26 protein-coding genes are annotated in these 26200 nt (G+C 71.2%); 16 read left to right on the top strand and 10 right to left on the bottom strand.

The annotated features are described in order from the left end of the window. Positions 1 to 107: 107 nt before the first annotated feature. Positions 108 to 1034, top strand: a complete 927-nt coding sequence (locus GT755_RS41470; RefSeq protein WP_161484173.1) for a CPBP family intramembrane glutamic endopeptidase — start codon at positions 108 to 110, stop codon at positions 1032 to 1034. 792 nt (positions 1035 to 1826) lie between these two features. Beyond that, positions 1827 to 4565, top strand: coding sequence for a beta propeller repeat protein (locus GT755_RS36730; RefSeq protein ID WP_161484172.1), 2739 nt, complete (start codon positions 1827 to 1829; stop codon positions 4563 to 4565). A gap of 3 nt (positions 4566 to 4568) precedes the next feature. On the opposite strand, the gene GT755_RS36725 is transcribed toward GT755_RS36730, so the two are convergent. Beyond that, a complete protein-coding gene (locus tag GT755_RS36725; protein ID WP_161484171.1) occupies positions 4569 to 4928 on the bottom strand; it encodes an NUDIX domain-containing protein in 360 nt (119 codons plus the stop codon). A 72-nt stretch (positions 4929 to 5000) separates the two neighbouring features. Between GT755_RS36725 and GT755_RS36720 the strand changes: the two genes are divergently transcribed. From GT755_RS36720 to GT755_RS36710, 3 genes are read left to right on the top strand one after another with little or no spacing between them, the layout of a single operon-like run. Beyond that, the gene (locus GT755_RS36720; protein WP_161484170.1) at positions 5001 to 5630 is read left to right on the top strand and encodes a DUF6758 family protein; all 630 of its coding nucleotides are present in this window, start codon (positions 5001 to 5003) and stop codon (positions 5628 to 5630) included. Positions 5631 to 5640: 10 nt separating this feature from the next. Continuing rightward, entirely contained in the window at positions 5641 to 6354 is a 714-nt protein-coding gene (locus GT755_RS36715) for an MBL fold metallo-hydrolase (RefSeq protein ID WP_161484169.1), read from the top strand. Between the two features lie 29 nt (positions 6355 to 6383). Next, positions 6384 to 7193 (top strand): RecB family exonuclease, encoded by an 810-nt coding sequence (locus GT755_RS36710; RefSeq protein ID WP_202610949.1) that lies wholly within the window; start codon positions 6384 to 6386, stop codon positions 7191 to 7193. 72 nt (positions 7194 to 7265) lie between these two features. Here GT755_RS36710 and GT755_RS36705 read toward each other — a convergent pair whose 3' ends face one another. Both GT755_RS36705 and GT755_RS36700 read right to left on the bottom strand, forming a co-directional pair. Next, positions 7266 to 8141 (bottom strand): alpha/beta fold hydrolase, encoded by an 876-nt coding sequence (locus GT755_RS36705; protein ID WP_161484167.1) that lies wholly within the window; start codon positions 8139 to 8141, stop codon positions 7266 to 7268. Between the two features lie 63 nt (positions 8142 to 8204). Further along, positions 8205 to 9857 carry a DEAD/DEAH box helicase gene (locus GT755_RS36700; protein ID WP_202610948.1) on the bottom strand — a complete coding sequence of 551 codons (1653 nt, stop codon included), beginning with the start codon at positions 9855 to 9857 and terminating at the stop codon, positions 8205 to 8207. A gap of 351 nt (positions 9858 to 10208) precedes the next feature. Here GT755_RS36700 and GT755_RS36695 point away from each other — a divergent pair, with 351 nt between their 5' ends. Further along, complete coding sequence (locus GT755_RS36695; protein WP_161484166.1) at positions 10209 to 10862, top strand: ferritin-like fold-containing protein; 654 nt, start codon at positions 10209 to 10211, stop codon at positions 10860 to 10862. A 296-nt stretch (positions 10863 to 11158) separates the two neighbouring features. On the opposite strand, the gene GT755_RS36690 is transcribed toward GT755_RS36695, so the two are convergent. From GT755_RS36690 to ligD (GT755_RS36675), 5 genes are all read right to left on the bottom strand, one after another. Next, a complete protein-coding gene (locus tag GT755_RS36690; protein ID WP_161484165.1) occupies positions 11159 to 11389 on the bottom strand; it encodes a DUF3107 domain-containing protein in 231 nt (76 codons plus the stop codon). Positions 11390 to 11475: 86 nt separating this feature from the next. After that, positions 11476 to 12096, bottom strand: coding sequence for a TetR/AcrR family transcriptional regulator (locus GT755_RS36685; protein ID WP_030451799.1), 621 nt, complete (start codon positions 12094 to 12096; stop codon positions 11476 to 11478). A 79-nt stretch (positions 12097 to 12175) separates the two neighbouring features. Further along, entirely contained in the window at positions 12176 to 12346 is a 171-nt protein-coding gene (locus GT755_RS38990) for a hypothetical protein (RefSeq protein ID WP_202610947.1), read from the bottom strand. 22 nt (positions 12347 to 12368) lie between these two features. Next, positions 12369 to 13235 (bottom strand): non-homologous end-joining DNA ligase, encoded by an 867-nt coding sequence (ligD, locus tag GT755_RS36680; protein ID WP_161484164.1) that lies wholly within the window; start codon positions 13233 to 13235, stop codon positions 12369 to 12371. Then, positions 13232 to 14161, bottom strand: coding sequence for a non-homologous end-joining DNA ligase (gene ligD / locus GT755_RS36675; protein ID WP_328794746.1), 930 nt, complete (start codon positions 14159 to 14161; stop codon positions 13232 to 13234). Before ligD (GT755_RS36675) ends, ligD (GT755_RS36680) begins: the two co-directional genes overlap by 4 nt. A 77-nt stretch (positions 14162 to 14238) precedes the next feature. Here ligD (GT755_RS36675) and ku point away from each other — a divergent pair, with 77 nt between their 5' ends. Continuing rightward, entirely contained in the window at positions 14239 to 15069 is an 831-nt protein-coding gene (gene ku / locus GT755_RS36670; RefSeq protein ID WP_030451796.1) for a non-homologous end joining protein Ku, read from the top strand. A 13-nt stretch (positions 15070 to 15082) separates the two neighbouring features. Here the strand turns inward: ku and GT755_RS36665 are convergent, their stop codons facing one another. Together GT755_RS36665 and GT755_RS36660 are read right to left on the bottom strand one after the other, a co-directional pair. After that, positions 15083 to 15424, bottom strand: coding sequence for a hypothetical protein (locus GT755_RS36665; protein WP_161484163.1), 342 nt, complete (start codon positions 15422 to 15424; stop codon positions 15083 to 15085). A 144-nt stretch (positions 15425 to 15568) separates the two neighbouring features. Continuing rightward, the gene (locus GT755_RS36660) at positions 15569 to 16147 is read right to left on the bottom strand and encodes a fimbrial protein (RefSeq protein ID WP_161484162.1); all 579 of its coding nucleotides are present in this window, start codon (positions 16145 to 16147) and stop codon (positions 15569 to 15571) included. A 148-nt stretch (positions 16148 to 16295) separates the two neighbouring features. On the opposite strand from GT755_RS36660, the gene GT755_RS36655 reads away from it, so the two are divergent. The 9 genes from GT755_RS36655 to GT755_RS36615 all read left to right on the top strand — a co-directional run bounded on the left by GT755_RS36655 (position 16296) and on the right by GT755_RS36615 (position 26087). After that, positions 16296 to 17219 (top strand): alpha/beta fold hydrolase, encoded by a 924-nt coding sequence (locus tag GT755_RS36655; RefSeq protein WP_328794745.1) that lies wholly within the window; start codon positions 16296 to 16298, stop codon positions 17217 to 17219. A 65-nt stretch (positions 17220 to 17284) separates the two neighbouring features. Continuing rightward, positions 17285 to 18466, top strand: coding sequence for an adenylyltransferase/sulfurtransferase MoeZ (gene moeZ / locus GT755_RS36650; protein WP_161484161.1), 1182 nt, complete (start codon positions 17285 to 17287; stop codon positions 18464 to 18466). Between the two features lie 32 nt (positions 18467 to 18498). After that, positions 18499 to 19218 (top strand): hypothetical protein, encoded by a 720-nt coding sequence (locus tag GT755_RS36645; protein ID WP_328794744.1) that lies wholly within the window; start codon positions 18499 to 18501, stop codon positions 19216 to 19218. Continuing rightward, positions 19212 to 20411, top strand: coding sequence for a S8 family serine peptidase (locus tag GT755_RS36640; protein ID WP_328794743.1), 1200 nt, complete (start codon positions 19212 to 19214; stop codon positions 20409 to 20411). The genes GT755_RS36645 and GT755_RS36640 overlap by 7 nt, the downstream gene beginning before the upstream one ends. Before the next feature lie 52 nt (positions 20412 to 20463). Next, positions 20464 to 21297: a hypothetical protein gene (locus GT755_RS36635; RefSeq protein WP_161484160.1), complete on the top strand. Its 834-nt coding sequence runs from the start codon at positions 20464 to 20466 to the stop codon at positions 21295 to 21297. After that, entirely contained in the window at positions 21291 to 22418 is a 1128-nt protein-coding gene (locus GT755_RS36630; protein ID WP_161484159.1) for a S8 family serine peptidase, read from the top strand. The genes GT755_RS36635 and GT755_RS36630 overlap by 7 nt, the downstream gene beginning before the upstream one ends. A 67-nt stretch (positions 22419 to 22485) precedes the next feature. Continuing rightward, positions 22486 to 22845, top strand: coding sequence for a hypothetical protein (locus GT755_RS36625; protein WP_062356077.1), 360 nt, complete (start codon positions 22486 to 22488; stop codon positions 22843 to 22845). After that, positions 22842 to 23147 carry an MGMT family protein gene (locus GT755_RS36620; protein ID WP_161484158.1) on the top strand — a complete coding sequence of 102 codons (306 nt, stop codon included), beginning with the start codon at positions 22842 to 22844 and terminating at the stop codon, positions 23145 to 23147. The genes GT755_RS36625 and GT755_RS36620 overlap by 4 nt, the downstream gene beginning before the upstream one ends. Positions 23148 to 23198: 51 nt before the next feature. Then, positions 23199 to 26087: a CDP-glycerol glycerophosphotransferase family protein gene (locus GT755_RS36615; protein WP_161484157.1), complete on the top strand. Its 2889-nt coding sequence runs from the start codon at positions 23199 to 23201 to the stop codon at positions 26085 to 26087. The last annotated feature ends 113 nt before the right edge of the window (positions 26088 to 26200 follow it).

The following is a 26200-nucleotide window of genomic DNA, read 5'->3' as shown; positions in this document are numbered from 1 at the left end:
GCTCATGTTCCGTCTCTCCTGGGTTTGTTTCCTGCCCCAGAGTGAATCGCGGCGGGCCGCGTCTGTCTGTGGACTAATGCGCACTCGTCTGTGATGACAATGGGACCGTGATCCAGCAGCCATCGCTCACGTCGTGGATCGTCCCGCCGCCTCCGGGTTCGCGGTACGACCAGCTCGCGCGCACCCCGGCGCACCGCTGGTGGCGGCCGCCGCTCGGGACCGTGTTGATCGTGGTCGTCTACGTCGCCCTGACGGCGGCGCTGGGCCTGGTCGCGGTGCTCGTGGCCGTGGTCACGCGTCAGCCGACGGCGACGACCCCGGGCCGGGCCCTGTTCGAAGACCCCGTGCTCGACCTCGCCTTCCAGCTCGTGGCGATCGCGATCATGACCCCGCTCGTGCTGGGGGCGGCCTGGCTGGTGCAGCGTCGCCCGCCCGGCACCCTTTCCTCGGTCGCGGGGCGGCTGCGGTGGGGGTGGCTCCTGCGGTGCGTTCCATTGGCGATCCTCGCGGTGGTGCTGGGGGAGGCGGCCCAGGCCCTGACCCTGCTGGCGACGGGCGTCTCTCCGGGATACGGCTGGGCGGGCTGGTCGGAAGTGCTCGTGCCGCTGGTGATGATCCTTCTCCTCGTGCCCGTGCAGGCGGCTGCAGAGGAGTACGCGTTCCGGGGCTGGGTGGTTCAGGCTTTCGGCGCCTATTTGCGCAATCCCTGGTGGGGGATCCTGATTTCGTCGGGCGTCTTCGCGGCCTTCCACGGCTACACCGACTTCGGGATCGCCTATACGTTCGGGTTCGGCGTGCTGATGGGATGGGTCTCGGTACGCACCGGCGGGCTGGAGGCGGCCATCGCGCTGCACGCGGTCAACAACATCGGAGCGTTCGGGATCGCGGCGGTGGCGGGGGAGCTCGGCTCGGCGCTGGCGCAGGGATCGCTGCCCTGGCAGACCCTGGTGGGAACGATCGTGCAATTTGGCGTTTTTGGGGTTGGTGTCGTGGTTCTTGCTCGTAAGTCGGGAATTTCAGTGGAGGGCGGATAAATCTCACTAGAGAGGAGGTGATCGTGGGTTGCGGGAGGGGTATCAGAGGGATTGCGTCCCTCCCAGACATATGTGGAACGGTCCTGATAGAGGAGGTAAGTGGCCGTGCCCCCCGAAGACGAGGAGCAGCCGGATGTGCCCCCGAAGCTCCATCACTCGCCACCGGGCCCTGCCACGACCCCTGAGGAGAGTCCCCGCCCGCGCACCTCACCCTGGGCTCTGCCGCCCTTCGCCGCGCCGACTCCCGAAGATCCTCCGGTACGAGGCCGCCGCCCCTACGACGCCGACGAGCCCGAGCCCCGGCCGGGCGACCTGGAGACGACCCAGCCCCGGCGCGCGATCGGCTCGTTACCGTTCGAGGCCCTGGGCGAACGCCGCCACGGCCCGATCGGCCCGCGCCCGGGCGAACCCCAGGACCAGGTGATCTGGCCACTCGGCAAATCCCCGTTACCCCAGCCGCCGCCACCTTCCGGCGAGGGCGATCTCACTGAGCCGGAGGCGTCAGACCCGTTGGGCGGGCCCGCACGACCGCGAGAGGTAGCACCGGTCGAAGGGCTGGGCGGATCCCGAGGGACTGATCCTTATGGCGAGACCGATCGATTGCGGGGTGCCGATTCTCCTGGCGAAGCAGGTCGATCGCGAGGTGCTGATCCCTATGCCGAGGCCGGTCGATCGTTAGGCGCGGTCTCGGCGAGTGGTGATCTCGGCCGGTCACCGGATGACGCGGGGCCTTTCGGTGATGTGGCACGGTCGGCCGTCCGGGAGGGGGGACTGCCGCCCGGTGTCGAGCCCATGTATCCCGTCGACCCCGCCATCCGCGCCGAAGACGCCACGCCCGAGGGCATCTACCCGCCCGACCCCGGCCTGCGGCAGAGCCGGCCCTCCGACTTTCCGCCCCGGCATCATCGGCCCTACTCGACTCCGCAGCGGCCCGATGACGACGACCGGCCCGCGCGTACGGACTATCCCGACAAACTCGTCGCCTCCGGACCGCCCCGTGAGCACGGCATCCGGGTCCGGCCGGCCATCGCGGCCGAACCCGAGTTCGTGCCGGAGCCCGAGTTCGGGCCGGGGCGGCGGGAGAAGGACGTGCCGGCGGTGGTGCCGGCTGTTCGGAAGGCGCCGCCCGAGCGGATCGGGAAGCCACCCGGGGGGCGGCCGTTGCGGCCTGACGTGCTGGCCACGCTGGGGCCTCCCCGTGGCGGCAAGCACGGGCGGCGCGGGGTGCGGGCGCAGCGGCGGCGGCCGAGGATCGGGTTGCCGCTGCTGGTCATCGTGGCGGTCATCACGGCCGCGGCGTTCGGGCTGTTCGTGGTGCGGTGGGCGACGGCCCCGGCCACGTCGGGCATCCGGCTCGCGGTCGGCGACGGGCAGTCGGGCGACTCGGCGTTCCAGGCCCCGGGGTTGCCCGGCAACGGGTCGCGGCAGGTGCTGACCTCGGTCGCCTCATCGGGGTCGACGATCGTGGCGGTCGGCACCGACACCACCAGCGCCATCGCGCGGCCCCTGTTCATCGTCTCCGTCAACGACGGCAAGGACTGGACGCTCGGCGAGGTCAACGGGCCGCCCGGCTACGAGGCCGCGCCGGGATCGCCCGGCCGCGTGGTCGGCAGCGGCGGCAAGTGGCTCGCCGTCAGCACCGACCCCGCCGGGCCCGAGGGCCGGGGCATGTGGACGTCGGCCGACGGCCAGTCGTGGGCGGCGGTCGACCCGGCCAGGCTGGGGATGTTCCTCGAATCCGACCGGGTGACCGATCTGGCCCGGACCGCCACCGGCTTCGTCGCCGTCGGCAGCACCGTCCAGCGCGACGGCACGCCGGGCGCGGTCGCCTGGACCTCCGCCGACGGGCAGGCGTGGACGCGGGTGGAGACCCCCAGGATCGGCACTCCCGACATGATCCGCACCGTCAAGGCGGTCGTGGCCAAGGGAGACAAGGTCGTCGCCCTGGCCGAGCCCGGTTCGGGCACCGCCACGGTGATCCTGCGTTCCGACGACGGGGGGCGATCGTGGCTGCGTACGGCGACGGCGCTGCCCGACATCAGGCCCGAGACCGGTGCGCTGGCGGCCTCGGCCGACGGCTTCGTGCTGGTGCCGACGGGGCAGCGTTTCCCGGGTCCGGGTGTACGGGTGCACTGCTCGCCCGAAGGCCAGAACTGGACCGCGTGCGGGACCATCGGGCCCCTGAGCCCGGCCGGGAGCGGCGTGCGCGGGTTGTCCGCCTCGGGCGCGGGCCTGGCCGCCGTCGTGGAGTCGGCGTGGGAGGAGTACGCCCTCTTCACTAGCGACGACGGCCGCGACTGGCGGAAACGGGCCGACCTCGGCCTCATCCCCGGAACGCTGCGCGGGCTGACCATCACCGACAGCGGACGCCTGGTCGCCGGTGGCGACAAACGCGGCGCGGGAGACGTGGAGAACCTGCCCGTCCTGATGACGGCCGAGAAGGGCAAGGCCGCGCGGGCCGTGCCGCTGGAGAGCGTGCCCGGCCTGAACCGGCTGGCGCGCAACACCTCGGGCGTGCTGGCGGCCGGGGGCGCGTTCGTCGCGGTGGGCTCGGCCAACGGCGACGCGGGCATCTGGACCAGCGGGAACAACGGCGCGAACTGGAAGGCGATCAACTCCCAGTGGCTCGGCGGGTCCGGCCGGCAGGCGCTCTCGGACGTCGCCTACGGCCCCAAGGGCTGGCTCGCCGTCGGCAGCACGATGGCCGACCTGCTGGTGACCAAGCCGCTGCTGGTGGTGTCGTCCGACGGCAAGGGCTGGCGGCCGGGGCCGGAGATGTCCGCGCCCGAGGGCCACTACTACCTGGCGCCCCAGACGGTCGCCGCCGGGCCCAAGGGCTACGTGCTGGCCGGAGAGGACCAGACCGGCGCCGGGATCGGCCCCGCGCTCTGGTTCACCGGCGACCTGAAGAAGTTCACCCGCGTGGGCGACCTGCCCGCGGGGGCGGCCGAGGTGCGCATCCACGACGTGGCCGCGACCGGCGACGGCTTCGTGGCCATCGGCGGGACCGGCCGCTCCGAACGCGAGAACGGGGTCGTCTGGGTCTCCGCCGACGGGCTGAAGTGGGAGGCCAGGAACCGGGTGCTGCCCGACGACGCCCAGTCGGCGGGGCTGCGCCACATCGTCGTCCGCGACGGAAAGCTGATCGCCACCGGGACCGCCCTGACCGACGACGGCACCCGGCCGTTCTCGGCGGTGAGCGGCGACGGCGGCGAAAGCTGGGAGTTCGCCTGGTTGCCCGCCGAGGCCCCGGCCGTGGTGCTCGACCTGACGGCGAGCGAGCGCGGCATCGTCGCCGTGGGCGCCCACGGGACCGGCAGTGAGGTGGACAGCTCGGTGTGGGCGTCGGAGGACGGGCTGGTGTGGGTCCGGCACGGGCTCGTGGAAGACGGGCTCGGCGGGGCGGGCGCGCAGTGGCTGGAGGCGGTGACGATCTCGGGCCAGCGGGTCATCGCGGTGGGGCGTTCGACGACGAGCAGGACCGACAACATCACCATCTGGCGCAGCACGCTGTCGTCGGGGGACGCGTAGCGATCACAGATCGTCGAGGAAGTCGAGGAGGCCCTTCGTCAGCGGGAGACGTACAAGATCATCGGCGGTGGCCCAGACGGCCGCCGCCGCGTCGTCGCCCGGCCTGAGGTCGCCGCCGATCACGTGGGCGTAATAGTCGAAGATCTCGTAGAAGCCGATCACGATCGTCCCGGCCAGGGCGCCCACCTCGATCTCCAGGCCGGTCTCCTCGCGGACCTCGCGGCGCAGGGCGTCGCCGTCGGTCTCGTCCTCTTCGACGCGGCCGCCGGGCAGGGACCACAGGCCCTCCGACGGGGGATGGCCACGCTGGATGAGCAGGAGGCGACCCTCGGTGTCGCGGATGATTGCCCCAACACAGCGCATAACGCCAAGATTACGGCTAAAACCCCCGGGAGGCCTTGACGGGTCCCGGGCATCGGAGCACGGTGAGTAACTGTGAGAGCCGCGCCCACCTGTCCCCGGTGCTTCGGCCCGCTGAGCGAACCCAATATCTGGTCGAGCGCCTGGCGGTGCACCGTCCACGGCGAGGTGCTGCCGCATCGCTCCCATCGGCCTGGTCCGGCCGCCGTCGAGCTGATCAGGGGCTCGGCCGTGCCCGCCTGGGTGCCCTGGCCCCTGCCCGCCGGGTGGCTGGTGACCGGCTTCGCCGAGGCGGGTGACCGGGCCGCCGTGGTCGCGGTCTCCGGGCCGTCGCTCAGTTTCGGGCCCGCCGACGTGCTGATCATCTCGGAGGAGCCGGGGGTCGGCCTCGGGTCGGCGTACGCCGGCCTGCCGGGCCCCGACCCCGGTGACGTCGTGACCGGCGTCCCGCTCACCAAGATCGAGGTCAACGGGCACTCCATCCCGCTCTGGGTGGTGACCGACGGCGTGCCGGGGGACAGAGCGGTGTACGTCGGCGAGGCCGCCGGATGCTGGCTCTGGACGGTCGCCTGGCCGGGTGAAGCCGGGAATCTGATCGCCCTGATGCAACTCGCGCTGGCCGATCTCCGTGATCTGGAGTGGGACGTGCCCTTCGGGGCGTTCTCTCCACGTCTGACGGGGGAAGGCGCGGCGGGAACGGGCTAGAGTGCTGTTCGTGACAGCGCGTATCGAGCGAGTGGTGACCTCGGGGGTCGTCGAGATCGACGACGTCGAGCACAAGGTTGAGAACAACACCTGGATCGTGGGAGACGACGACGAGGTCATCGTCATCGACCCCGCGCGCGACGCGGAGAAGATCCTGGAGAAGGTGGGCGAGCGGCAGGTTCTCGCCGTCATCTGCACCCACGGGCTGCCCGACCACGTCGGCGGCGCCATCGAGGTGGCCGCCCGCGACGAGGCGGTGATCGCCCTCGCCCCCAAAGACAAGCGTCTGTGGCGGCAGACCTGGGAAGACACCTGGCCCGACATCGAGATGGAGGACGAGGGCCTGTTCGCCGTCGCCGACACCGAGCTCGAGGTCATGAACACCCCGGGTGTGACGGCGGGCGGCGTGTCGCTGCTGGCCGAGTCGCTGGGCGTCGTCTTCACCGGCAAGACCCTGCTGGCCGACGGCCCGGGCAAGCTCGGCGGCGACTACCCGGCCCTGGCCGACCAGCTCACCTCGATCGGCGAGCGGCTCTTCACCCTCCCCGGCGAGACCCGGGTCCTCCCCGCCCACGGCGAGGAGACCACGATCGGCGATCTGGAGCCCCTGTTCGACCGGTGGCTCTCCGGTTCGCTGACCGCAGCCCCCGAGGAGCAGCCCGAGGGCCCGCTGACCGACGGCACCCGCGTGTCGGGAATCCGCCTCAACGCCGACGACGACTGAGCGCGGTGGAGCAGCTCCCCCTGGAAGGAATGCCGCGGCGGCTCTTCTCGTGCACGCCGTCGCGGCTCAACTCCTGGCTCGACTGCCGACGGCGTTACCGGTTCACCTACCTCGACCGCCCCGCGCCCCAGAAGGGGCCGCCGTGGGCGCACAACAGCGTGGGCGCGTCGGTCCACAACGCGTTGGCGGCGTGGTGGCGGGAGCCCTACGAGCGCCGGACCCCGCTGTCGGCGGCGATCCTGGTCTCCAACGGGTGGATCACCGAGGGCTTCCGCGACGCCGAACAGTCGCTGAAGTGGCGTGACCGGGCCCGCGAGATGGTCTCCGGCTACACCGCCACGCTCGACCCCTCCGACGAGCCGGTCGGCGTCGAGCGCACCGTCGCCACCCGCACGTCCGTGATGGCCCTCTCGGGCCGCATCGACCGCCTCGACCGCCGTGGCGACGAACTGGTCGTGGTCGACTACAAGACCGGCCGGCGCCCTCTGACCAGCGACGACGCCCGCGGCTCCCTGGCCCTGGCGGTCTACGCCGTGGCGGCGGGCCGCATGTTACGGCGGCCCTGCCACCGGGTCGAGCTGCACCACCTGCCGACCGGCGAGGTCGTGGAGTGGGAGCACACCGACGAGTCCCTGGCCCGCCACCTGTCCCGGGCCGACCAGATCGCCGCCGAGGCCCAGGAGGCCGACGAGGCCTACCGCGCGGGCGAGGCCACAGACGAGACGTTCGCGCCGTCGCCGGGCGTGTTGTGCTCATGGTGCGACTTCCGCAAACACTGCCCTGAAGGCCAGGCGGCCGCCCCCGACAAGGAACCATGGGACGGCCTGGCGCCCATCTAGACGGGGTTGGGCCTCCCTGAGGCGGCCTCGGCTCCCGCGCCTGCATTCAGCTGATCCTGGCGACCGGCTCTGTCAGCGGGCCAGCATCATGCTTTCGGCCGCGTTCCAGAAGCGGGTGAGGGCGGCCGCCGTCGTCTCCGGGGCCTCCACGGCGGGTGAGTGGACCGCCCCGGGCACCACGACGCACTCGCAGTCGAGGCGGTCGGCCATCTCGGCCTGCAGTCGCGGCGGCCAGCCGTCGTCGTGTTCCCCGTAGAGGACCAGCATCGACAGGCCCGTCTCGGCCAGTTCGTCGACGCGGTCGTCGGCGTCGAGGACGGCCCGGCCCATGCACTCCAGGCCGACCAGCGAGTTGGCGAACAGCCGGCGGCGCAGGAAGGCCACGATCTCCTCGGGAACGCCGGCGCGCAGGGCGTCGGGCTCCATCTTCTCGGTCCACATGGCTTCGAGGCCGAGCTCGGGCATCTTCTCCAGCATGCGGCGGCCGGCCACCTCGCGGGCGCCCACCATCCCGGCCGGGCCGGAGCTCATGAGCGTGTAGGACGCCAGTTTGCCGGTGCCGTCGAGCACGGTCTCCCGGGTGACCAGGCCGCCGAACGAGTGGCCCAGCAGGTGGACGGGCTCTCCGCCGCCCACGACGGCCACCAGGGAGTCGACGTCACGCCCCAGGGCCGCGCAGGTGTAGGCGGCGGGGTCGTCGGGGCCCGGTGTCTCGTACTGGCCGCGCAGGTCGACGGCCACCACCCGGCGGCCCGCCTGGGCCAGGGTCTGCAACACCGAGAGGAAGTCTTCCTTGCTGCCCGTGTAGCCGGGCACCAGCAGGGCCGGCCACCGGTCGGGCAGGCCGCTGCCGGGCAGCGCCTCCAGGGCGGCGAACACCCCTTCAGGGGTCTCGATCCGCTTGGGGCTCACCCCGGGTGGCAGGTCCAGGAATCTCGGCGTACTCACGTGAAGCCACGATACTGAAACCCGCAGGGCGCCGCAGATGAGCGGAGCCCTGCGGTGTTCGGGCTAGTTGCGGCGCGGGCGCGGGCGGTTGCCGCCGGAGCCGGAGTGACGGCCGTTGCCGCGCTGGGCCTTGCGTTCGGTGGCGGCCGAGGGCGCGGGCAGGTCGTCTTCGGTGGCCAGGTCGGGCGAACGGAAGATGATCGCGAACGGGCTGGCCGGGATGATCTTCTCGGGTTCGGCCGGTCGGGTGGTCTCCATGGGAGTCACCTCCACCTCTTCCTCAACTTCGTGAATCTCATCGTGGATCGGATCGAGGATGTCGCCCTCGAACGGGGCGACCGCCTCGGGGACCTCGACGACGTCGACGGCTTCGGCGCCGGTCTCGGTGACGGGCTCGATGACCGTCTCGGTGACCTCGTCGGACGTGCGGCCGCCCCGGGTGCGACGGCGGTTGCGGGCCGGGCGCTCCCTGCGCTCGTCCTTCTCCCTGTCGCGGTCCCTGTCACGGTCGCGGTCCTTGTCGCGGTCTCTGTCGCGGCGGCTGCGGGTGCGGCCGGTCTCGCCGAGGTCTTCGATCTCCTCGGCGTCGAGGCCGGCCCGCGAGCGGTTGGCGCGCGGCAGCACGCCCTTGGTGCCCGGCGGGATGCGCAGCTCTTCGAGCAGGTGGGGCGAGCTGGAGTAGGACTCGGCCGGCTCGGGGTTGCCGAGGCCCAGCGCGTTGTTGATGACCTTCCAGCGGGTCATCTCGGTCCACTCCATGAACGTCACCGCGACGCCGGTGCGACCGGCCCGGCCGGTCCGGCCGATGCGGTGGACGTAGGTCTTCTCGTCCTGCGGCAGGTCGTAGTTGACCACGTGGGTGACGTCGTCGATGTCGATGCCGCGGGCCGCCACGTCGGTGGCCACCAGCACGTCGATCTTGCCGTTGCGGAACGCCCGCAGGGCCTGCTCGCGCTGGCCCTGGCCGAGGTCGCCGTGGACGGCCGCCGCCGCGAACCCGCGGTCGCGCAACTGCTCGTGGACCATGTCGCAGGCCCGCTTGGTCTCGCAGAAGACCATCGTGAGACCTCGGCCCTCGGCCTGCAGCAGCCGGGCCAGGATCTCGATCTTGTCCATCCGGTGGGTGCGGTAGACGTACTGCGTGACCTGCGAGGGGGCGTCGTTCTCCGCCTCGGTGGTCTCCGCGCGCACATGGATCGGGCGGGTCAGGTAACGCCGCGACAGCGCCACGATCTCGCCCGGCATGGTGGCCGAGAAGAGCATGGTCTGCCGCTGCTCCGGCACCAGCTTGATGATGCGCTCGATGTCGGGCAGGAAGCCCAGGTCGAGCATCCGGTCGGCCTCGTCGAGCACCATCATGGTGATCTGGCTGAGGTCGAGGTGCTTCTGCTTGATCAGGTCGAGCATCCGGCCCGGTGTGCCGACGATGACGTCGACGCCGCTCTTGAGCGCCTCGACCTGCGGTTCGTAGGCACGCCCGCCGTAGACGGTCAGGATGCGGGAGCCGAGCTTCCCGGCGGCCAGGACGAGGTCTTCGGTCACCTGGAGGGCCAGCTCACGGGTCGGGACCAGAACGAGGCCCCGGGGCTTCTTGCGGTTCTTGCGTGGCTTCCCGACGGACTGGAGCATCGCGACGCCGAAGGCGTAGGTCTTGCCGGTGCCGGTGCGGGCCTGGCCGATGACATCCTGGCCGGACAGCGCGAGGGGGAGAGCCATCTCCTGAATCGGGAAAGGTGAGACGATGCCCTCGGTCTCCAGGGCATCGGCGATCTCTGGGATGACACCCAGGTCTCGGAACGTCGTAATCGTCGCCTGCCTCAGTCGTGTGGCGAAGGCGGTTTCGTGACCAAACGGGCTCGCGTGCCGGGTCCTTACGAAAGGCGCCTTCGACGTCGTACGCGACCGCGCGCAGCCAAACTCTCTGGGGGTTACCGGGAACAGATACCCCGGATCAACACAGTGCGGTCGCACTTCTCACCGAGCAGTCTACTCGATACCACAGCTGCTAACCGATTTGCGGCGTGTTTCGCATGTTTCTTCGTGAGCCTTCCCCCCTACGCTGCTGCCATGACCATTTCCCGGCCCGGTGTCGTCGACCTTCTGGGCGTGCTCGCCTACGCCGAGCTCACCGCGTTCCTCCGGATGGCGCAGGACGCCTCCGTGCTGGCCCCCTCGCTGACCGACAGGGCGGCGCTCGGCGACGTGGCGGCCACCGAATACGGCCACTTCCGGCTGGTCCGCGACCGGATCGCCGACCTGGGGGCCGACCCGGAGGAGGCGATGGCGCCCTTCGCCGACGCCCTCGACGCCTGGCACGAGCAGACCCAGCCGGGAGACTGGTACGAGGCCCTGGTGAAGGCCTACGTCGGCACGGGGCTGGCCGGCGACTTCTACCGCGTGGCCGCCCGCAGGGTCGACGAGGAGACCCAGAAGCTGGTCGACCAGGCGCTGGCCGACGAGGCCCGCTCGGAACTGGTCGTCGAGCGTGTCAGGAAGGCCCTGGAGGAGGATCCGCGCCTGGGCGGCCGGTTGGCCCTGTGGGCGCGGCGGCTGGTCGGCGAGGCGCTGAGCCAGGCCCACCGGGTCGCCACGGCCCGGCCCGAACTGGCCGCGCTGCTGGTCGACGGCGACGACCTGGCCGCCATCGGACGCATGTTCGCCCAGCTGACAGAGGAGCACGGCAAGCGGATGGCGGCGCTCGGGCTCACCCCCGGAGGCTGAATCAGGCGCCCCAGAGTAATGATCGAGAGGCGTGAAGGCGCCATGGGGTTGTACCGTGCGAGTTATGAGGGCCTCGCGCCGCTACGGCAGTTCCTTGACAAGATGTGGACCGAACCGATGGGCCTCCCGCGCCGTGTTGCGCAGGGCGAGCTCAGGATGCCCGACCATCAGCAGACGCAGGGACGACGCACACATCCCACGCAGACGTCCGCCGGGCTGTATCCACGGTCCCCGTTAGAGAAGCCAATGGGCGCCGCCGTCCAAAAGCGGCGCCCGAAGGCCCTCACGCGAGAAATCTAGAGAGTGCCGCCGAACCCGACCGAACGGCTGGCCCCCTCGCCGATCTCGACGAAGCCGAGCGCCGCGACGGGCACGATCACCCGGTTTCCCTTGACGTCGGTGATGGAGAAGACGCCGCGGTCGGCCGCGAGCGCGTTGCGGATCTCCGTCTCGATCTCCTCGACGGTGAGGTCGGTCTCGACGACGAGTTCACGGTGCACCGACTGCACGCCGATCTTGATTTCCATCTGGGCCCCTTTCGAGAGGGTTCCATCGTGGCCCCGGAAATCGCTCCGGCAGAGCTCTGATCGCGGCGGGCGTAACCACGGGGTGGCTACGTCGTGCGCGGGAAACCGCCGATGCCGCGCCAGGCCAGGCGGGCGATGAGCCCGGCCGCGGCGTCCTTCGGGATCGCGCCGCCGCTGGTCAGCCAGTAGCGGGCGCTCACCTCGGCCATGCCGACGAGCCCGACGCCGAGCAGGTGGGCGTCTTCGCTGGAGCAGCCGGTGTCCTCCTGGATCACCTCGGCGATCGCGTCGGCGCTCTGCCGCAGCGAGCGCTCCATGCGTTCGCGCACGGCCGCGACGTTGCGCAGGTCGCTCTCGAAGACCAGCCGGAAGGCCTCGCCCTGGCTGGAGACGAAGTCGAAGAACGCGCCGATGGCGGCCTGGACCCGCTGCTTGTTGTCGGTGGTGGAGGCCAGCGCCTCCTTGCAGCGCGACACCATGTCGTCGACGTGGACGTCGAGCAGCGCCAGGTAGAGCTCGAGTTTGCCCGGGAAGTGCTGGTAGAGCACCGGCTTGCTGACGCCGGCCCGTTCGGCGATCTCGTCCATGGCGGCCGCGTGGTAGCCGTTCTCGACGAAGACCTCTTGGGCGGCGCTGAGCAGCTGGCGGCGGCGGGCGAGCCGGGGCAGCCGGGTGCCCCGGGGCTTGGCGTCCGGGGTAGCGGTCACGGCCTCTCCTTGCGCACGGGCTTCTCTTCTGATCAAGTGGCCTTCGGCCGCGGCCACATTCTACGGCTGGGCCACCAGGTCAGCGATAGTCGTCCTCATCGTCGGCATATGCCCGGTTCTGGTCGGCGGTGTCCGCCGGGTCGGCCTCCAGGGGCAGATCCTCCGGCCAGGGGTCCTCTTCGGGCTCGTCGTCGAGGGGGCGGTTCTGCTCGGCGACGTCGGCCTCGGTGGCTTCGCTCTTCTCGGACATGGCGTCCTCCTCTCGGCCCACACTACGGGAACAGGTCTCCGGACGCCTCGACCCGCGCCAGCACGTCGGACGTGGTGAACCTGAGCTGGTCGGGGTGGTCGCAATCGGCTACCTCCTCCCAGGTCAGTGGGGTGGAGACGGTCGGGTGGGGGTTGGCGCGCATGGAGTAGACGGCGACGGTGGTCTTGGCCGGGTTGTTCTGGCTCCAGTCGATGAACACCTTTCCCGGGCGTTCCCGCCGGGCCATCACGGCGGTGATGAAGTCGTGCCGGCGGGCGAGCCGTTCGGCGACCACCTTCGCGAACTCCGAGGTGTTCACCTCCGAGTCCCACGGCACGTGGAGCTGCATGCCCTTGTTGCCGCTGGTCTTGGCGAAGCAGTCGAGGCCCTCGTCCCCCAGGGTGTCGCGCAGCAGCAGCGCCACCTCGCAGCACTCGACGATCGTCGCAGGGGCCCCCGGGTCGAGGTCGAAGACCAGCAGGTCGGGGGGCAGGGGGTCGCCGTCGTCCGACACCCGCCACATGGGCACGTGCAGTTCCAGGGCGGCCAGGTTGGCGTAGTAGACCAGCGTCGGCAGGTCGTCGACGATCGCGAAGTCGATGGTCTCGCGGTCCTTGGTGCTGCCGGGGACGGGCAGACGTACCCGGCGGACCCAGGGAGGGGTGTGGGCGGGCGCGTTCTTCTCGAAGAAGAAGGCTCCGCCGACGCCGTTCGGGTAGCGCTTCACGGTCAGCGGCCGCCCGCGCAGATGGGGGAGCAGGACCGGCGCGATGCGGGTGTAGTAGTCGATCACCTCGGCCTTGGTGAACCCGGCCTCGGGGTAGAGCGTCTTGCCGAGGTTGCTCAGCACGAGGTCACGGCCCTCGACCTGGACGGGGACCTTCTTCACAGCCGTACCTCCGCCGGGATCTTGTCCGGGCGCAGGCCGCGCCACGAGGGGGCGCGCAGGCGGCCCTCGGTGGTCTGGTTGGCGTAGGTGACCTCGCCGACGAGTTCCGGGCGCACCCAGCGCGCGTCTCTGGCGATCTCCCTGGGCAGTTCTCTCGTGTACGCGCTGCGCGGGATCTCCAGCGGTGCGAGCAGCGTGTAGAGCTCGTCGAGGGCGGCGTCGCTGAACCCCGTGCCGACATGACCCAGGAAGACGAAGCCGTCGGGGCCGAAGGCCCCCATCAGCAGCGACCCGATGCCGCCCGATCTTCGGCCCCTGCCCGGCCGCCAGCCGCCGATGACGACCTCGCGTTCGGTCACGTTCTTCACCTTGACCCACCAGGGTGACCGGGTGCCCGGCCGATAACGCGAGTCGACGTGCTTGGCGACCACCCCTTCGAGCCCCTGCTCCTTGGTGGCGGCCACGACGTCGGGGTGGCACGGGAAGGTGGGGGCGACCGTGATGCCGAGTGACTCCAGCCGTCGCCGCCGCTCGTGGTAGGGCCGGTCGAGCAGCGCCTCGCCGTCGAGGGCGAGCAGGTCGAAGGGCATGTACGTCACCGGCACCGCCCGCAGCAGCCCGTGGGCGCCGGGGTCGCCGACGTGCATGCGCCGCTGGATCAGCTCGAACGACGGCTTCCCGTCGTGGTCGAACGCGACGACCTCCCCGTCGAGCACGACCGAGTGGCCGGGCACCTCCAGGCGGCTGACCTCGGGGTAGCGCCCGGTGACGTCGACGCCCTTGCGGCCGAACAGCCGCGGGGAGCCCTCCAGGTAGGCGATCACCCGGATGCCGTCCCACTTGACCTCGAGCACGTAGTGGGCGCCGTCCGACGGCAGCGGGCCGGGTACGGCGAGCATCGGTTCGACCGGGTATGGCAGTGCCACAGGGGGTATGTGCCCATTAGGTAAGTCATCTGAATCCCGACATGGCGGTATTCGAACACAGAGACGAGAATGTGGCTATGCGCAGCATCTGGAAGGGCGCCATCTCGTTCGGCCTGGTGACGATCCCCGTGAAGCTCTACTCGGCGACGGAGCAGAAGGACGTCTCCTTCCACCAGGTCCACCGGGAGGACGGCGGCCGTATCCGGTACAAGCGCGTGTGCACCGTCGACGGGGAAGAGGTCGCCTACGCCGACATCGCCAAGGGCTACGAACTGCCCACCGGCGACATGGTGGTGCTGACTGACGACGACTTCGCCGACCTGCCGCTGTCGAGTTCCCGCCGCATCGACGTCCTCCAGTTCACCCCCGTGGAGCAGATCGACCCCATCTACTTCGCCAAGTCCTACTACCTGGAGCCCGACGCCCAGGGCGCGAAGCCCTATGTGCTGCTGCGCGACGCCCTGGAGCGGTCGGGCCAGGTCGCGATCGTGAAGGTCGCGCTGCGCCAGCGCGAGTCGCTGGCCACCCTGCGGGTGCGTGAGGGGATCTTCGTCCTGGAGACGATGCTCTGGCCCGACGAGGTGCGTACCGCCGACTTCGCGTTCCTCGACGAGGACATCGACCTGCGCCCGCAGGAGCTCAAGATGGCCGAGTCGCTGATCGAGACGATGGTGGCCGACTTCGACCCGGGCGAGTACAAGGACGCGTACAGAGAGGCGCTCCAGGAGGTCATCGACGCCAAGGTGGCCGGGCGCGAGGTCGTGCCGGCCGAGGCGCCGGCCGAGGCGGGCCCCGCCGTCGACCTCATGGCCGCCCTGCGGGCCAGCGTCGACGCCGCGAAGCGCGAGCGTGAGGGCGCCCAGAAGAAGAAGGCGGAGCCCAAGAAGAAGGCCCGCAAGACCGCCTAGTGACGGCCGTGCGTCAGTAGTCGAGCTCGAACTTGTTGCCTCGCCTCAGGTAGATGTTCTGGGCGTAGCCCGCGCGGCCGTTGCCGACGCCGACGACGCGGCGCCACCTCTTGTCCTCGCCGTAGAGCAGGCAACTGCCGGTGATGAAGTCGCCGAGGTTGTAGAGGTCGTCAATGATCTTGCTCTTGACGTCGGGCGCCGTGTGGACCGGGGCGGCCGCGTTGAACATGCTCTTGGCGCCCCTCATGAGCTGATACGAGCAGGCCTCCGCGTCCGCGGGGGACGCCGCCGCGGTCACGAGGGTGCCGGAGGCAAGGGCCGCCGCGACGGCGATACCAGTCAGACGGGTTCTCATCATCACTCCCAGTAATCAATACGATCCTCTGGGTGATAACCCTGCGTGACCAAACGAAACGTGCCGCGATGACCGGAGTCATCGCGGCACGATCGTCGCCGGGATCTCAGAAGACCACTCAGGTCATTCCGTGATCAGGTCCTGCTAGTTGCGGTGCCAGCGGTACTGCTTGTGGAGGTGCCAGCCCTCCGTGAAGCCGGTGCGCGGGCTCCAGCGGTGACGCTTGAAGTGCGACTTGACCTTGTGGAAGTGGTGGCCGCCGTGGAAGCCGTGGCCCCAGCCGCCGCCGTCGCCGTCGCCGCCCCAGTCGCCGCCGCCGTCGCCGTCCCAGCCGCCGCCCCAGCCGCCGCCGCCGTGGTGGTGGCCGCGGACCGGGTGGCACTTGCCGATGGTGTAGCCGCCGGCGTGCAGGTAGCCGACGATCCGGCTACGGTGCCACGGGCGGTGGTAGACCCGGATGTAGTGCCGGAAGCGGCCCGCCGGGAAGGCGCCGTGGTGCAGCTTCGGGTCGGCGTGGTGCGAGCCGTGCCGCACCTTGAAGACGCAGGTGTGGTTGTGGAAGTGGTGGTGACCGTGGTGGCCGTGGTGGCCGTGGCCCCAGTCGTCACCCGACCACTCGTAGCCACCGCCGTCGGCGGCGGCGGGAGTCGCGAGGGCGAGGACGGCGCCGCCGCCGACGAGGGCGGCGGTAGCCAGGGTGCTGGCGAGCTTCTTGAGCTGCATCAATTACTCCTTGTGATTGGCTGGTGCCTGATCGTGTTATGTCCTCACTCTGCGTGACAAAACGGGCAGTATCGGGCTTTTGCGGTCACTTAGCGTAGCCATGGAGTACGATGGGGTGGATTGTCCGTAAACGGCGGGAGGACGTGGCGTGACAAACCCGATTTCCCCGGAGATTCCGGGCCCGGTGCCCGACTGGCCGAGTGACCGGGTCGATCTTGGCGATCTGCGGCTTAATTACCGATTTACGCCTGACGGGCCCCGGGAGAAGGCCGTGATGATCCACGGTCTGGCGGGCTCGGCGACCAACTGGACCGACCTGTCCGACCTGCTCAAAGAGCAGGTGCGCACGTTCGCCCCCGACCTGCCGGGCGCCGGGTGGTCACCCGAGCCCGAAGACCGCGACTATTCGGTGTCCGCCCACGCGCGGGCCATGGTGCGGTTCATCGAATGGGTGGGCGGGCCGGTCCACCTGTTCGGCAACTCGCTGGGCGGGGCGGTGTCCGTACGGGTGGCGGCGTGGCGTCCCGATCTGGTGAAGTCCCTGACGCTGGTCTCGCCGGCGATGCCCGACCTGCTGCCCCGGGTGGGCCCGGCGCGGGTGGCGCTGTCGGCGGTGCCCGGCGTGGCCGAGTTCGTGGTGCGGCGGATGTCGGTGGTCGTGCCGCCGGAGAAGCGCATCCAGGCCACCATCTCCATGTGTTACGGCGACCTCGGCTGCGTGCACCCCGACCGGCTGGCGGCCGCGATCGAGGAACTGCGCCGCCGTGACGACCTGCCCTACTCCGCCTCGGCCATGATCGGTTCGGCCCGGGGCATCGTGCGCGAGTACTTCCGGCCCGACCTCTGGCGTGAGGCGGCCCGGGTCGAGGCCCCCACCCTGGTCATCCACGGGCGCCGCGACCGCATCGTCGACGCGCGCATGGCCGCCCGCGCTTCGCGCGCCTTCCGGGACGTCCGCATCGTGACGCTGCCGTGGGCGGGCCACGTGGCCCAGATGGAGTCGCCTCAGATCGTCGCCCGCGAGGCCCGTGCGCTGATTCGGGAATGCGCGGACGCGCCGGTTAGGTTGTGATGTGGAGCGTGCCCCTCCGGGGGCGCGAGCCTTACCCTCAAACGCCCTGAAACGGGAGTGGAACTGTGTCGTTGCCACCGCTGGTCGAGCCGGCCCCCGAGCTCACCGTCGACGAGGTGCGCCGCTACTCGCGCCACCTGATCATCCCCGACGTCGGGATGACCGGGCAGAAGCGGCTGAAGAACGCCAAGGTCCTGTGTGTGGGCGCGGGCGGCCTCGGTTCCCCGGCTCTGATGTACCTGGCCGCGGCGGGCGTGGGCACGCTCGGCATCATCGACTTCGACGTGGTCGACGAGTCGAACCTGCAGCGCCAGATCATCCACGGCCAGTCCGACGTCGGCCGCCTCAAGGCCGAGTCGGCCGCGGCGACCGTGCGCGAGATCAACCCGCTCGTCAATGTGGTGATCCACAACGTGGCCCTCACCACCGACAACGTGATGGACATCTTCTCGGGCTACGACCTGATCGTCGACGGCACCGACAACTTCGCCACCCGCTACATGGTCAACGACGCGGCGGTGCTGCTGGGCAAGCCCTACGTGTGGGGCTCGATCTACCGCTTCGACGGCCAGGCCAGCGTCTTCTGGGCCGAGCACGGTCCCTGCTACCGCTGCCTCTACCCGGAGCCCCCGCCTCCCGGCATGGTGCCCTCCTGCGCCGAGGGCGGCGTGCTCGGCGTGCTCTGCGCCTCGATCGGCTCGATCCAGGTCAACGAGGCCATCAAGCTGCTGACCGGCATCGGCGACCCGCTGGTGGGCCGTCTGATGATCTACGACGCGCTGGAGATGAAGTACCGCGACGTCAAGGTCCGCAAGGACCCCGAGTGCGTGTTGTGCGGCAAGAACCCCACGGTCACCGCGCTGCTCGACGACTACGAGGCGTTCTGCGGCGTGGTCTCCGACGAGGCCCAGGCGGCCGCGCAGGGGTCCACGATCACCGCGCTCGAGCTCAAGAAGTGGCAGGACGACGGCGAGAACATCTACCTCGTCGACGTCCGTGAGCCGGGCGAGTACGAAATCGTCAGCATCCCCGGCGCGACGCTGATCCCCAAGGGCGAGTTCCTCAACGGCTCGGCCCTGGAGAAGATGCCGCAGGACAAGAAGATCGTGCTGCACTGCAAGTCGGGCGCGCGCTCGGCCGAGGTGCTCGCGGTGCTGAAGAGCGCCGGGTTCGCCGACGCCGTCCACGTGGGTGGAGGCGTGCTGAGCTGGGTCAAGACGGTAGACCCGTCTCAGCCGACTTACTGATACGACCCATCTGGCCCGGTTACAGTCGGTCCGTGACGGAAAGACGCAGTTGGCCGGCGCTCGTCGTGGCGTCGGCCCTCACGGTGAGCTGCGCGGTCGTCGCGGGGGTGGGGGTCAGTTCGGCGATGACCGAGCTGACCCGTGGCCCCACCAAACAGGAACGCCGCGCCGCCGCGGCCGAGGAGCTGGCCCGCCGCTGGCGCACCTGGCCGGCCGGCAAGATCTTCCCCGAACGGCTCGCCTACACCTCCGAGCAGGGTGGCCGTGAGGTGGCCCGCCGGGTCGGCATCGGCCCCGAGACCGACTGCGCGCGCGCCGTCGACGCCGCGCTTCGTGCTCCCATGGACGAGGCCGGGTGCCGCGGCCTCATCCGCGCCACCTATCTCGACGCCGTCGAGGGCGTCGTGGTCACCATCGGGGTGGCCGCCTTCCGCGATTCCGCCGCCGTGATGGCCGCCACCACCGCGCTGCCCCGCGAACACCGCCCCTCGCCGGGCCTGCGCCCCCTGACCTTCGCCAAGACCGCCACCGAGCGGTTCACCGCCGCCGGTCGCCAGTACGGCACCTACCACCGGGCCGGCCCCTATCTCGTGATGGTCACCGCCGGGCAGGCGGACGGCCGCCCCGCCAAGGCTCTGGGCCGCCCGCTGACCTCGATGTTCACCTTCACCGACGAGTTGTCGGAGCAGATCGCCCGCGGTCTCGTCGTGCCCGCGCGGGCGACCTGCGAGTCGGAGGGCTTCCTGTGCTGATCCGGGCCCTCGCGGCGGCGCTCCCGCTGCTCTTCCTCGCCGTCCCGGCCTACGCCGACGGCGTGCGGGGCGGGCAGACCGGGGCGCTCGGCATGATCGGCATCGAGCGGGCCTGGCGCGAGACCAAGGGCGACGGCGTCTTGGTGGCCGTGCTCGACTCGGGCGTCGACCCCGGCCACCGCGACCTCGCCGGGTCGGTCCGGGTGGGCCGCGACTTCACCAAGGGCGCCAACCCGTCCGGCGTGCGGCCCCAGCGGCTGCACGGCACCTACATGGCCTCCCTCATCGCCGGGCACGGCCACGGTCCCGGCGGGCGGGACGGCGTGGTCGGGGTCGCCCCGGAGGCCGGGATCCTGTCGGTCCGGGTGATCCTCGAAGACGACGAGCCGGGCTTCAAGACGTTCAACATGGACGAGCGCTACGAGGGCGTGATGGCCAAGGGCATCCGCTACGCCGTCGAAGAGGGCGCCGACGTGATCAACCTGTCGATCGCCAAGGGCGCCGCGACGGAGGACGACCGCGCGGCGGTGGCGTACGCGATCTCGAACAACGTGGTGCTGGTCGCGGCGGCCGGGAACGACGGCGCCGAAGACACCGGGGGCCACTACTCCTACCCGGCCTCGCTGCCCGGGGTGATCTCGGTCGCGGCGGTGACCGGAACGATGCAGAGGGCCTTCTTCTCCACCCGCAACGCCTCGGTGATGCTGGCCGCGCCGGGGGTCGACATCCTGGGCGCCGGGCCCGGCGACGAATACTGGGTCGGCCGGGGCACGTCGCAGGCGACGGCTCTGGTGTCGGGTGTGGCCGCTTTGATAAAAGCGAAATATCCGAAGATGTCGCCCGCGCTGGTGGCCCAGGCGCTCGCCGGCTCCGCCGTCGCACCCAAGGGCGCCGGCTACAACACCGGCACCGGCTTCGGCGTGGTGAACGCCGGCCGCGCGCTGGCCGCCGCCGCCCGGCTCGCCGGGCATAGACCGACGGCCTCCGGGAAGGAGGCCCACGATCCCGACCGCCCCTTCTCCACCGCCTCGCCCGAGCCGATCGCGATGGTCCAGCGCGACCGCCGGATGATCACCCTTTACGGCGCGGCGGGCGCCGCCGGGCTCATCGGGGCAGGTGGCAGTGTCGCGGTGATCGTCGTCTGCGCCCGCAGGGCGCGGCGCAGGGAGGCTTCACCAGAAATCGCCACCTAGGAGACCTCTACCGAATCGTTGGCGTATGGAGTCTTCGGCGTAACATTGAGGAATGTCGCCACAGCAGCCGCGAGCCCAGCGAACGCGGGTGCGCCCATGGCCGGCCACGCGCGGGCGCGCGGCGGCCGTCAAGGCGGCCGAGGAGCGGCGGGAGCTTGAGAAGGGCATCCGCCGCCGCGGCATCGTCACGAGCCTGCTGACGGCCGCGGTGCTGGTGGCGGCCGTCAACGCGGTGATCGCCGGGGTCGGCATCGTCCAGGAGACCCGTTCCCGGCCCCTGACCGGCCAGGAACGCGCCGACTACGTGAAAGAGGACGTCGCGCGGCGCTGGCACGACTGGCCGGCGTCCATGGTCTTCCCCGACGAGCTCGAATACGTCGGCCTGGCCCGCTCGCAGCAGTTCGCCCGCCGGGTCGGCATCGCGCCCGAGATCCCCTGCTGGGCGGGGGTCGACCGCTCGGTCGCCTCGGTCTTCCGCGAGGTGTCGTGCCGGTCGCTGCTCCGGGCGACCTACGTCGACCAGTCGGGCGCCTTCGCGATCACCATCGGCGTGGCCGTCATGGCCGACGAGGACGCCCGCACCTCCGCCGCCGCCAAACTGCCGATCGACGACCGGGTCGGGGTGCGGCCGGTGGCCTTCCCGGGCACCGTGACCGACCTGTTCGGCGCGGCCCAGCGGCAGCGGTCGGGCTGGGTCGGGGTGGGGCCGTACATCGTCTTCTACACCGCGGGGTACACCGACGGACGCACCCGTGACGCGATCCCGCAGGAGGAGCTGTTGCACAGCGAGCTGTGGCCGACCGCGCAGGCCCTCGGCGGCCGGGTGGCCCGGTCGCTGGGCGAGGAGCCCGACGTGCCGCGCTGCACCCAGGGGAACGAGTGCTGAGGGCGGCCGCCCTGGCGGTGGCCGCGCTGCTGGCCGTCGCGGCGGCCCCGGCCCCCCTCGACGACCTCGGCGTCGACGCCGCCTGGGCCAAGACGAAGGGCGCCGGGGTGACCGTGGCGCTGCTCCACGACCGCGTCGGCGAACCGGCCGAGCTGAAGGGCCGCGTCGTCCAGGCCCCCGACATGACGGGAACCCTCTTCGAGGGCGACGAGATGCGCACCAACGACTACTCGACCGTCCTGGCCGGGCTGGTCGCCGGGAACGGGACCGGCGGCGGCGGGCAGGGCACCGCGCCCGAGGCCACGGTGTTGTCGGTGCCGATCACCTCGATGCCCCTGGAAGGCGGGCTGGTCGACCCCGAAGACGCGCAGGGCACCCCGCTCGACAGCCCGATCGCGCGCGGCGTGCGCTACGCCGTCAACCACGGCGCCCAGGTGATCGTGGTGCCGATGGGCATCTTCGGCGTCGGCCGGGTCGAGCGCGACGCGGTCGCCTACGCCCTCCAGCGCGACGTGGTGATCGTCTCGGGGGCGGGCGACATCGGCCAGTGGCCCTCGTCCACCGCCAACGGCACCTCCTACTGGCAGTTCCCCGCCGGGTTCCCCGGCGTGATCGGGGTGGCCGCCGTCGACGACGCGGGCGTGCGCGCCCCAGGCAGCTCCGACAACCTCTCGGTCCTGGTCGCCGCCCCGGGCGTGCGCATCCCGGCGGGCCGTGTGGGCGGCCGGCAGCTGGCGGTGAACGGCACCCAGGCGGCGAGCGCCCTCGTGGGCGGGGTGGCCGCCCTGATCCGGGCCGAATACCCCCGGCTGCCCGCCGAACTGGTCGCCCGGTCGATGTCCGACTCGGCCGGGCCCCACCCTGGCAACGGCTACGACGACAAGGTCGGCTTCGGCGTGGTGAACGCGGGCAGGGCGCTGAGCCGGGCCGGTGAGCTGGCGAGATACCAGGAGGCCGTGCCGGTCGCCGGTGACCTCTACTTCGGCGGGGGCCCCAAGTCCGACGGCCCGCGACCGCCCGGCCCCGACCCGCTCCGGTTGTGGGTCTTCGGCACGGTGGCCGTGCTGAGCCTGGCCGCCTTCGGCCTTCTCGCGGGACTGCTGGCCCGCAGAAGGAGATGACGACTTAGAGGGAAACTTGCCCTTTCTCATCACAACAAGGGGCAAAGGTTCGCTATCGTCGCGCCTCATGGGTTACGAGCTGCGCGTCGAGCGTGAATCAGCGCTCGCCTACGCCGAACTCGTCCGGGCGCTGTCGGGCCATTCCGACCTAGAGGTGCGCGGATCGGCCGAGGCGGGAGAGGTCGTCGCGCGGCATGGCGACGACGGCCACCGGGTGGCCGAATGGTCGGGCCGGTTGTTCGGCTCGCCGGAATCCGACTGGCACCTCGCCCATCTGGCGCGCGTCGCCGAGCTGCTGGGCGGGCGACTGGTCGGTGAGGACGGCGAGGTCTACGGCGTCCGCGACGGAATTCTGGAACAGGGCGACATCGAATTCGGCAAGCTGGAGGACCTCCTCTACGCCGGACCGACGAGCTGGAGCCAATGAACGGACACCCGCCCCCTTTCGCCGACCGGGTCCTCGACCTGGTCGACCGGATCCCGCCCGGGAAGGTCATGTCGTACGGCGACGTGGCCGAATATCTCGGTGAAGGCGGGCCCCGGCAGGTGGGGCGGGTGATGGCCACGTGGGGCGGAGGCGTCCCGTGGTGGCGCGTGATCAGAACCGATGGGAGCCCGCCGCCGGGGCTGGAGGCCGAATGTCTCCGCAGGTGGCGTACGGAAGGAACACCGGTGAAAGGGGAACGCGCATTGATGCGTGAGGCACGATGGGACGGAATCCCCCTTTAACCGGCATTACCATTTCTGAAACACCGGTCATCCGAAGGGTGGTGCCCCCTTATGACACCCGCTCGCCAGGGCGATTCCGTCGCCGATCGACTGCGGGCTGTCCAGGAGCTCTATGACCGGGGCGAGCCACTCGACGCCCTGGTGGAGCTCATCCGCGCAGAGGGTCTGAGCAGCGCCGAACGCGCCCGGCTCGACGCCGAGGTGCTGGCCGGTTGCCTGGGCGCCCGGCTCGACGCCGCCGCCAAGCGCGGGCCCGCCCGCAGGGCCCAGGCCATCGAGGTGCTGCGCCCCTATCTGGCCACCGTCGACCCGAAGGTCAAGCGCGACCTGCCGGTCGGCCGCCGGGTGGCCTTTCACCTGGTCGAGACCTCCGACACCAAGACGCTCGCCGACGGTGACGCGCTGGCCAAGCTGGCCGCCGCGGCCGCCGAGCCGTCCCGCCGCGTCCGCAAGGGCCTGCGCTGGTACGCCGACCTCCCCGTGGAGGTCCCCGACCAGTCGCTGCTGCGCCTGCGCCCCGCCGACATGGTGCCGGTCACCCAGATCGACGACATCACCTGGGAAGGCGGCAAGCTCCGCATCACCGGCCACGCCTACCTGGCCGGCCTGTCGGTGCGGTCGCGGCGCTTCAACCGGGCGACGGTGGTCCTGCGCGGTCCGCGCTGGCTGCCGCCCGTCACCCTCAAGACCACCCGGGTCTTCCGGCCCGAGGCCACCCACGACGCCCGCGAGCCCGGCTGCAACTACGACTGGGCCGGCTTCCAGGCCGAGCTCAACCCGTTCTCGCTGCGCTGGCGGGCCGGGGTGCGGGCGCTGGTCCGCGGCGGCAAGCGCATGCTCAAGCGCCGCCACACCGTCCAGGACACCACCACCTGGCGGGCCGAGATCGTGATCTGGTCGCGCGCCGCCCGAGCCAAGGGCGTGCTGCGCGGCCCGTCGATCGGCCGGGTCGAGCGGCCCGCCGGGCGCAGGACCCGCGACCGCTGGTGGGTGCGGCCCGTCTGGACCTCCGACAAGGCGCTCCAGGTCGTGCTCCAGCCCACCCGGGCCGAGCTGACCGGCGTCAAGCTCGACGGCGAGCAGATCGAGCTGACCGGCTTCCTGCCGGGACGTCCCGTCAGCAAGGGCAAGGCCCGCGTCGGCGGCCACCGCATGCCGGCCGAGTTCACCCCCGCCGAGGGCGGCAGCGTCTTCTCGCTCTCGCTGAGCGTGCAGACCCTGCTGACCGCCGACGCGCGGCGGCTCTGGGTCGAGCCCAAGGGTGACCCGGCGGCCTCGGTCATGCTGGAGGGCACTCCGGAGACCCGGCTGCTGCTGGGCGACCGCGAGATCACCGTCCAGGGCGACCGGCGCGACCGCGTGGTCATCTCCGGCCACAAGGTGCTGCCCGTCATCAAGGCGATGGCCTGGCGCGACGGCGTCCTCACGCTGGAGGGCGACTACCCCGCCGAGACCGGCGAGCGCGATCTGGTGCTGCGGCACCGGGGCGGGCTGACCTACCGGGTGCCGCTGCGCCGCGAGGGCACCGCCTTCACCGTGGAGTTCGCGCCCGGCGCGATGGCCCGCTTCGGCGACACCACCCCGCTGGTCGAGGGCACCTGGACCATGTCGGTCGCCCCGCCCGGCAAGTACGGCCCCGCGATGGTCCCCGTCCGGGTCGACCACGCCGCCCTCGACACCATCGACGAGGAGCAGCGCACGGTCGGCGGCCGGGTCTACCGGTTCGTGGCCACCCGCTACGACGTGCCCGTCCTGGTGGCGGCCGAGGAGCGGCCCGGCGACGAGCGCAGCGCGGCCGGGGTCTGGGCGCTCAGCCGCACCTTCTACCCGGCCGAGAAGGCCAAGCCGATCCGCCAGGCCACCGTCTACGCCTCCTTCGACGGCCGGTCCTACTCCGACAACCCGCGCGCCATCTACGAGGAGCGGGTGCGCCGGGGCGACGAGGGCGAGCACATCTGGGTCGTCCGCGACGGCGCCTTCGTGCCCCCGGGCTCGGCGGAGCTCGGGCTCGGCGAGGGCATCGTGCCGACGGTCGTGCGGGAGGGCAGCCGGGAGCACTACGAGGCCCTGGCCCGCGCCCGCTACATCGTGGCCAACCAGTTCCTGCCGCCGTGGTTCCGGGCCCGCGACGACCAGGTCTACGTCCAGACCTGGCACGGCACCCCGGTCAAGCACATCGGCCGCGACCTGCCCCACATGCGGCGCGAGCCGCGCCCGCCGGTGTACGCCCGGCAGACCACCGAGGTCCGTCAGTGGGACCTGCTGATCTCCCAGTCGCCGTGGGCGTCGGGCGTGCTGCGCAAGGCGTTCGGCTACGAGGGCGAGCTGCTGGAGTGCGGCAACCCGCGCAACGACGTGCTGTTCCACCGCGACGCGCTGGCCCCGGCCATCCGCCGCCGGCTGGGCATCCCCGAGGGCAAGCGGGTCGTCCTGTACGCCCCCACCTTCCGCGACTGGGACCGCCGCAACGCGGCCGTCAAGCTCGACCTGGCCGACGCGCAGCGGGCGCTGGGCGACGACCACGTGGTGCTGGTCCGCGGGCACATGATGCAGGCGTTCCCGCACGTCCAGTCGCTCGGCGGGTTCGCGATCGACGTCACGACCTACCCCGACATGGCCGACCTGCTGGTCATCGCCGACGTGCTGGTCACCGACTACTCCTCCAGCATGTTCGACTTCGTCGCCACCGGGCGGCCGATCGTGTTGTTCACGCCCGACATCGACAAGTACAAGACCAACCGGGGCCTCTACCTCGACCTGGAGGCCCAGCGACCGGGCCCGCGCCTGGCCAGCTCGGCCGAGGTGGTCGAGGTGCTGCGCACCATCGACTCGGTCTCGGTCCGGCTCGCCGACCGCTACGCGGCCTTCGCCCGGACGTACGCCCCGCACGACTCCGGTAAGGCCACCGCCCGCCTGGTCGACCACGTCTTCACCGGATAACGTTAAAGAAACTTTCCTATTGCCGCCGTCACGTGATCCAATGAGGGTCGTGTGGCGGCGGCTTTCGTTGGGACTGGTGATGCTGGTGACGTCGTGTGCTCCGGGGACTCCGG

The organism is Herbidospora solisilvae (genome assembly GCF_009901565.1).
Taxonomy (GTDB): domain Bacteria; phylum Actinomycetota; class Actinomycetes; order Streptosporangiales; family Streptosporangiaceae; genus Herbidospora; species Herbidospora solisilvae.
This window is presented reverse-complemented; position numbering and strand designations above follow the sequence as displayed.

What these genes read in the sequence shown, in the direction of transcription:
- GT755_RS36625 (WP_062356077.1), top strand. Translation starts at nt 22,486, where the DNA reads ATGGGTTACGAGCTGCGCGTCGAGCGTGAATCAGCGCTCGCCTACGCC.
- GT755_RS36690 (WP_161484165.1), bottom strand. Translation starts at nt 11,389, where the DNA reads ATGGAAATCAAGATCGGCGTGCAGTCGGTGCACCGTGAACTCGTCGTC.
- GT755_RS36730 (WP_161484172.1), top strand. Translation starts at nt 1,827, where the DNA reads ATGTATCCCGTCGACCCCGCCATCCGCGCCGAAGACGCCACGCCCGAG.
- GT755_RS36620 (WP_161484158.1), top strand. Translation starts at nt 22,842, where the DNA reads ATGAACGGACACCCGCCCCCTTTCGCCGACCGGGTCCTCGACCTGGTC.
- GT755_RS36710 (WP_202610949.1), top strand. Translation starts at nt 6,384, where the DNA reads ATGCCGCGGCGGCTCTTCTCGTGCACGCCGTCGCGGCTCAACTCCTGG.
- GT755_RS36695 (WP_161484166.1), top strand. Translation starts at nt 10,209, where the DNA reads ATGACCATTTCCCGGCCCGGTGTCGTCGACCTTCTGGGCGTGCTCGCC.
- GT755_RS36665 (WP_161484163.1), bottom strand. Translation starts at nt 15,424, where the DNA reads ATGAGAACCCGTCTGACTGGTATCGCCGTCGCGGCGGCCCTTGCCTCC.
- GT755_RS36700 (WP_202610948.1), bottom strand. Translation starts at nt 9,857, where the DNA reads ATGGCTCTCCCCCTCGCGCTGTCCGGCCAGGATGTCATCGGCCAGGCC.
- GT755_RS36635 (WP_161484160.1), top strand. Translation starts at nt 20,464, where the DNA reads ATGTCGCCACAGCAGCCGCGAGCCCAGCGAACGCGGGTGCGCCCATGG.
- GT755_RS36725 (WP_161484171.1), bottom strand. Translation starts at nt 4,928, where the DNA reads ATGCGCTGTGTTGGGGCAATCATCCGCGACACCGAGGGTCGCCTCCTG.
- GT755_RS36615 (WP_161484157.1), top strand. Translation starts at nt 23,199, where the DNA reads ATGACACCCGCTCGCCAGGGCGATTCCGTCGCCGATCGACTGCGGGCT.
- GT755_RS36660 (WP_161484162.1), bottom strand. Translation starts at nt 16,147, where the DNA reads ATGCAGCTCAAGAAGCTCGCCAGCACCCTGGCTACCGCCGCCCTCGTC.
- GT755_RS38990 (WP_202610947.1), bottom strand. Translation starts at nt 12,346, where the DNA reads ATGTCCGAGAAGAGCGAAGCCACCGAGGCCGACGTCGCCGAGCAGAAC.
- ku (WP_030451796.1), top strand. Translation starts at nt 14,239, where the DNA reads ATGCGCAGCATCTGGAAGGGCGCCATCTCGTTCGGCCTGGTGACGATC.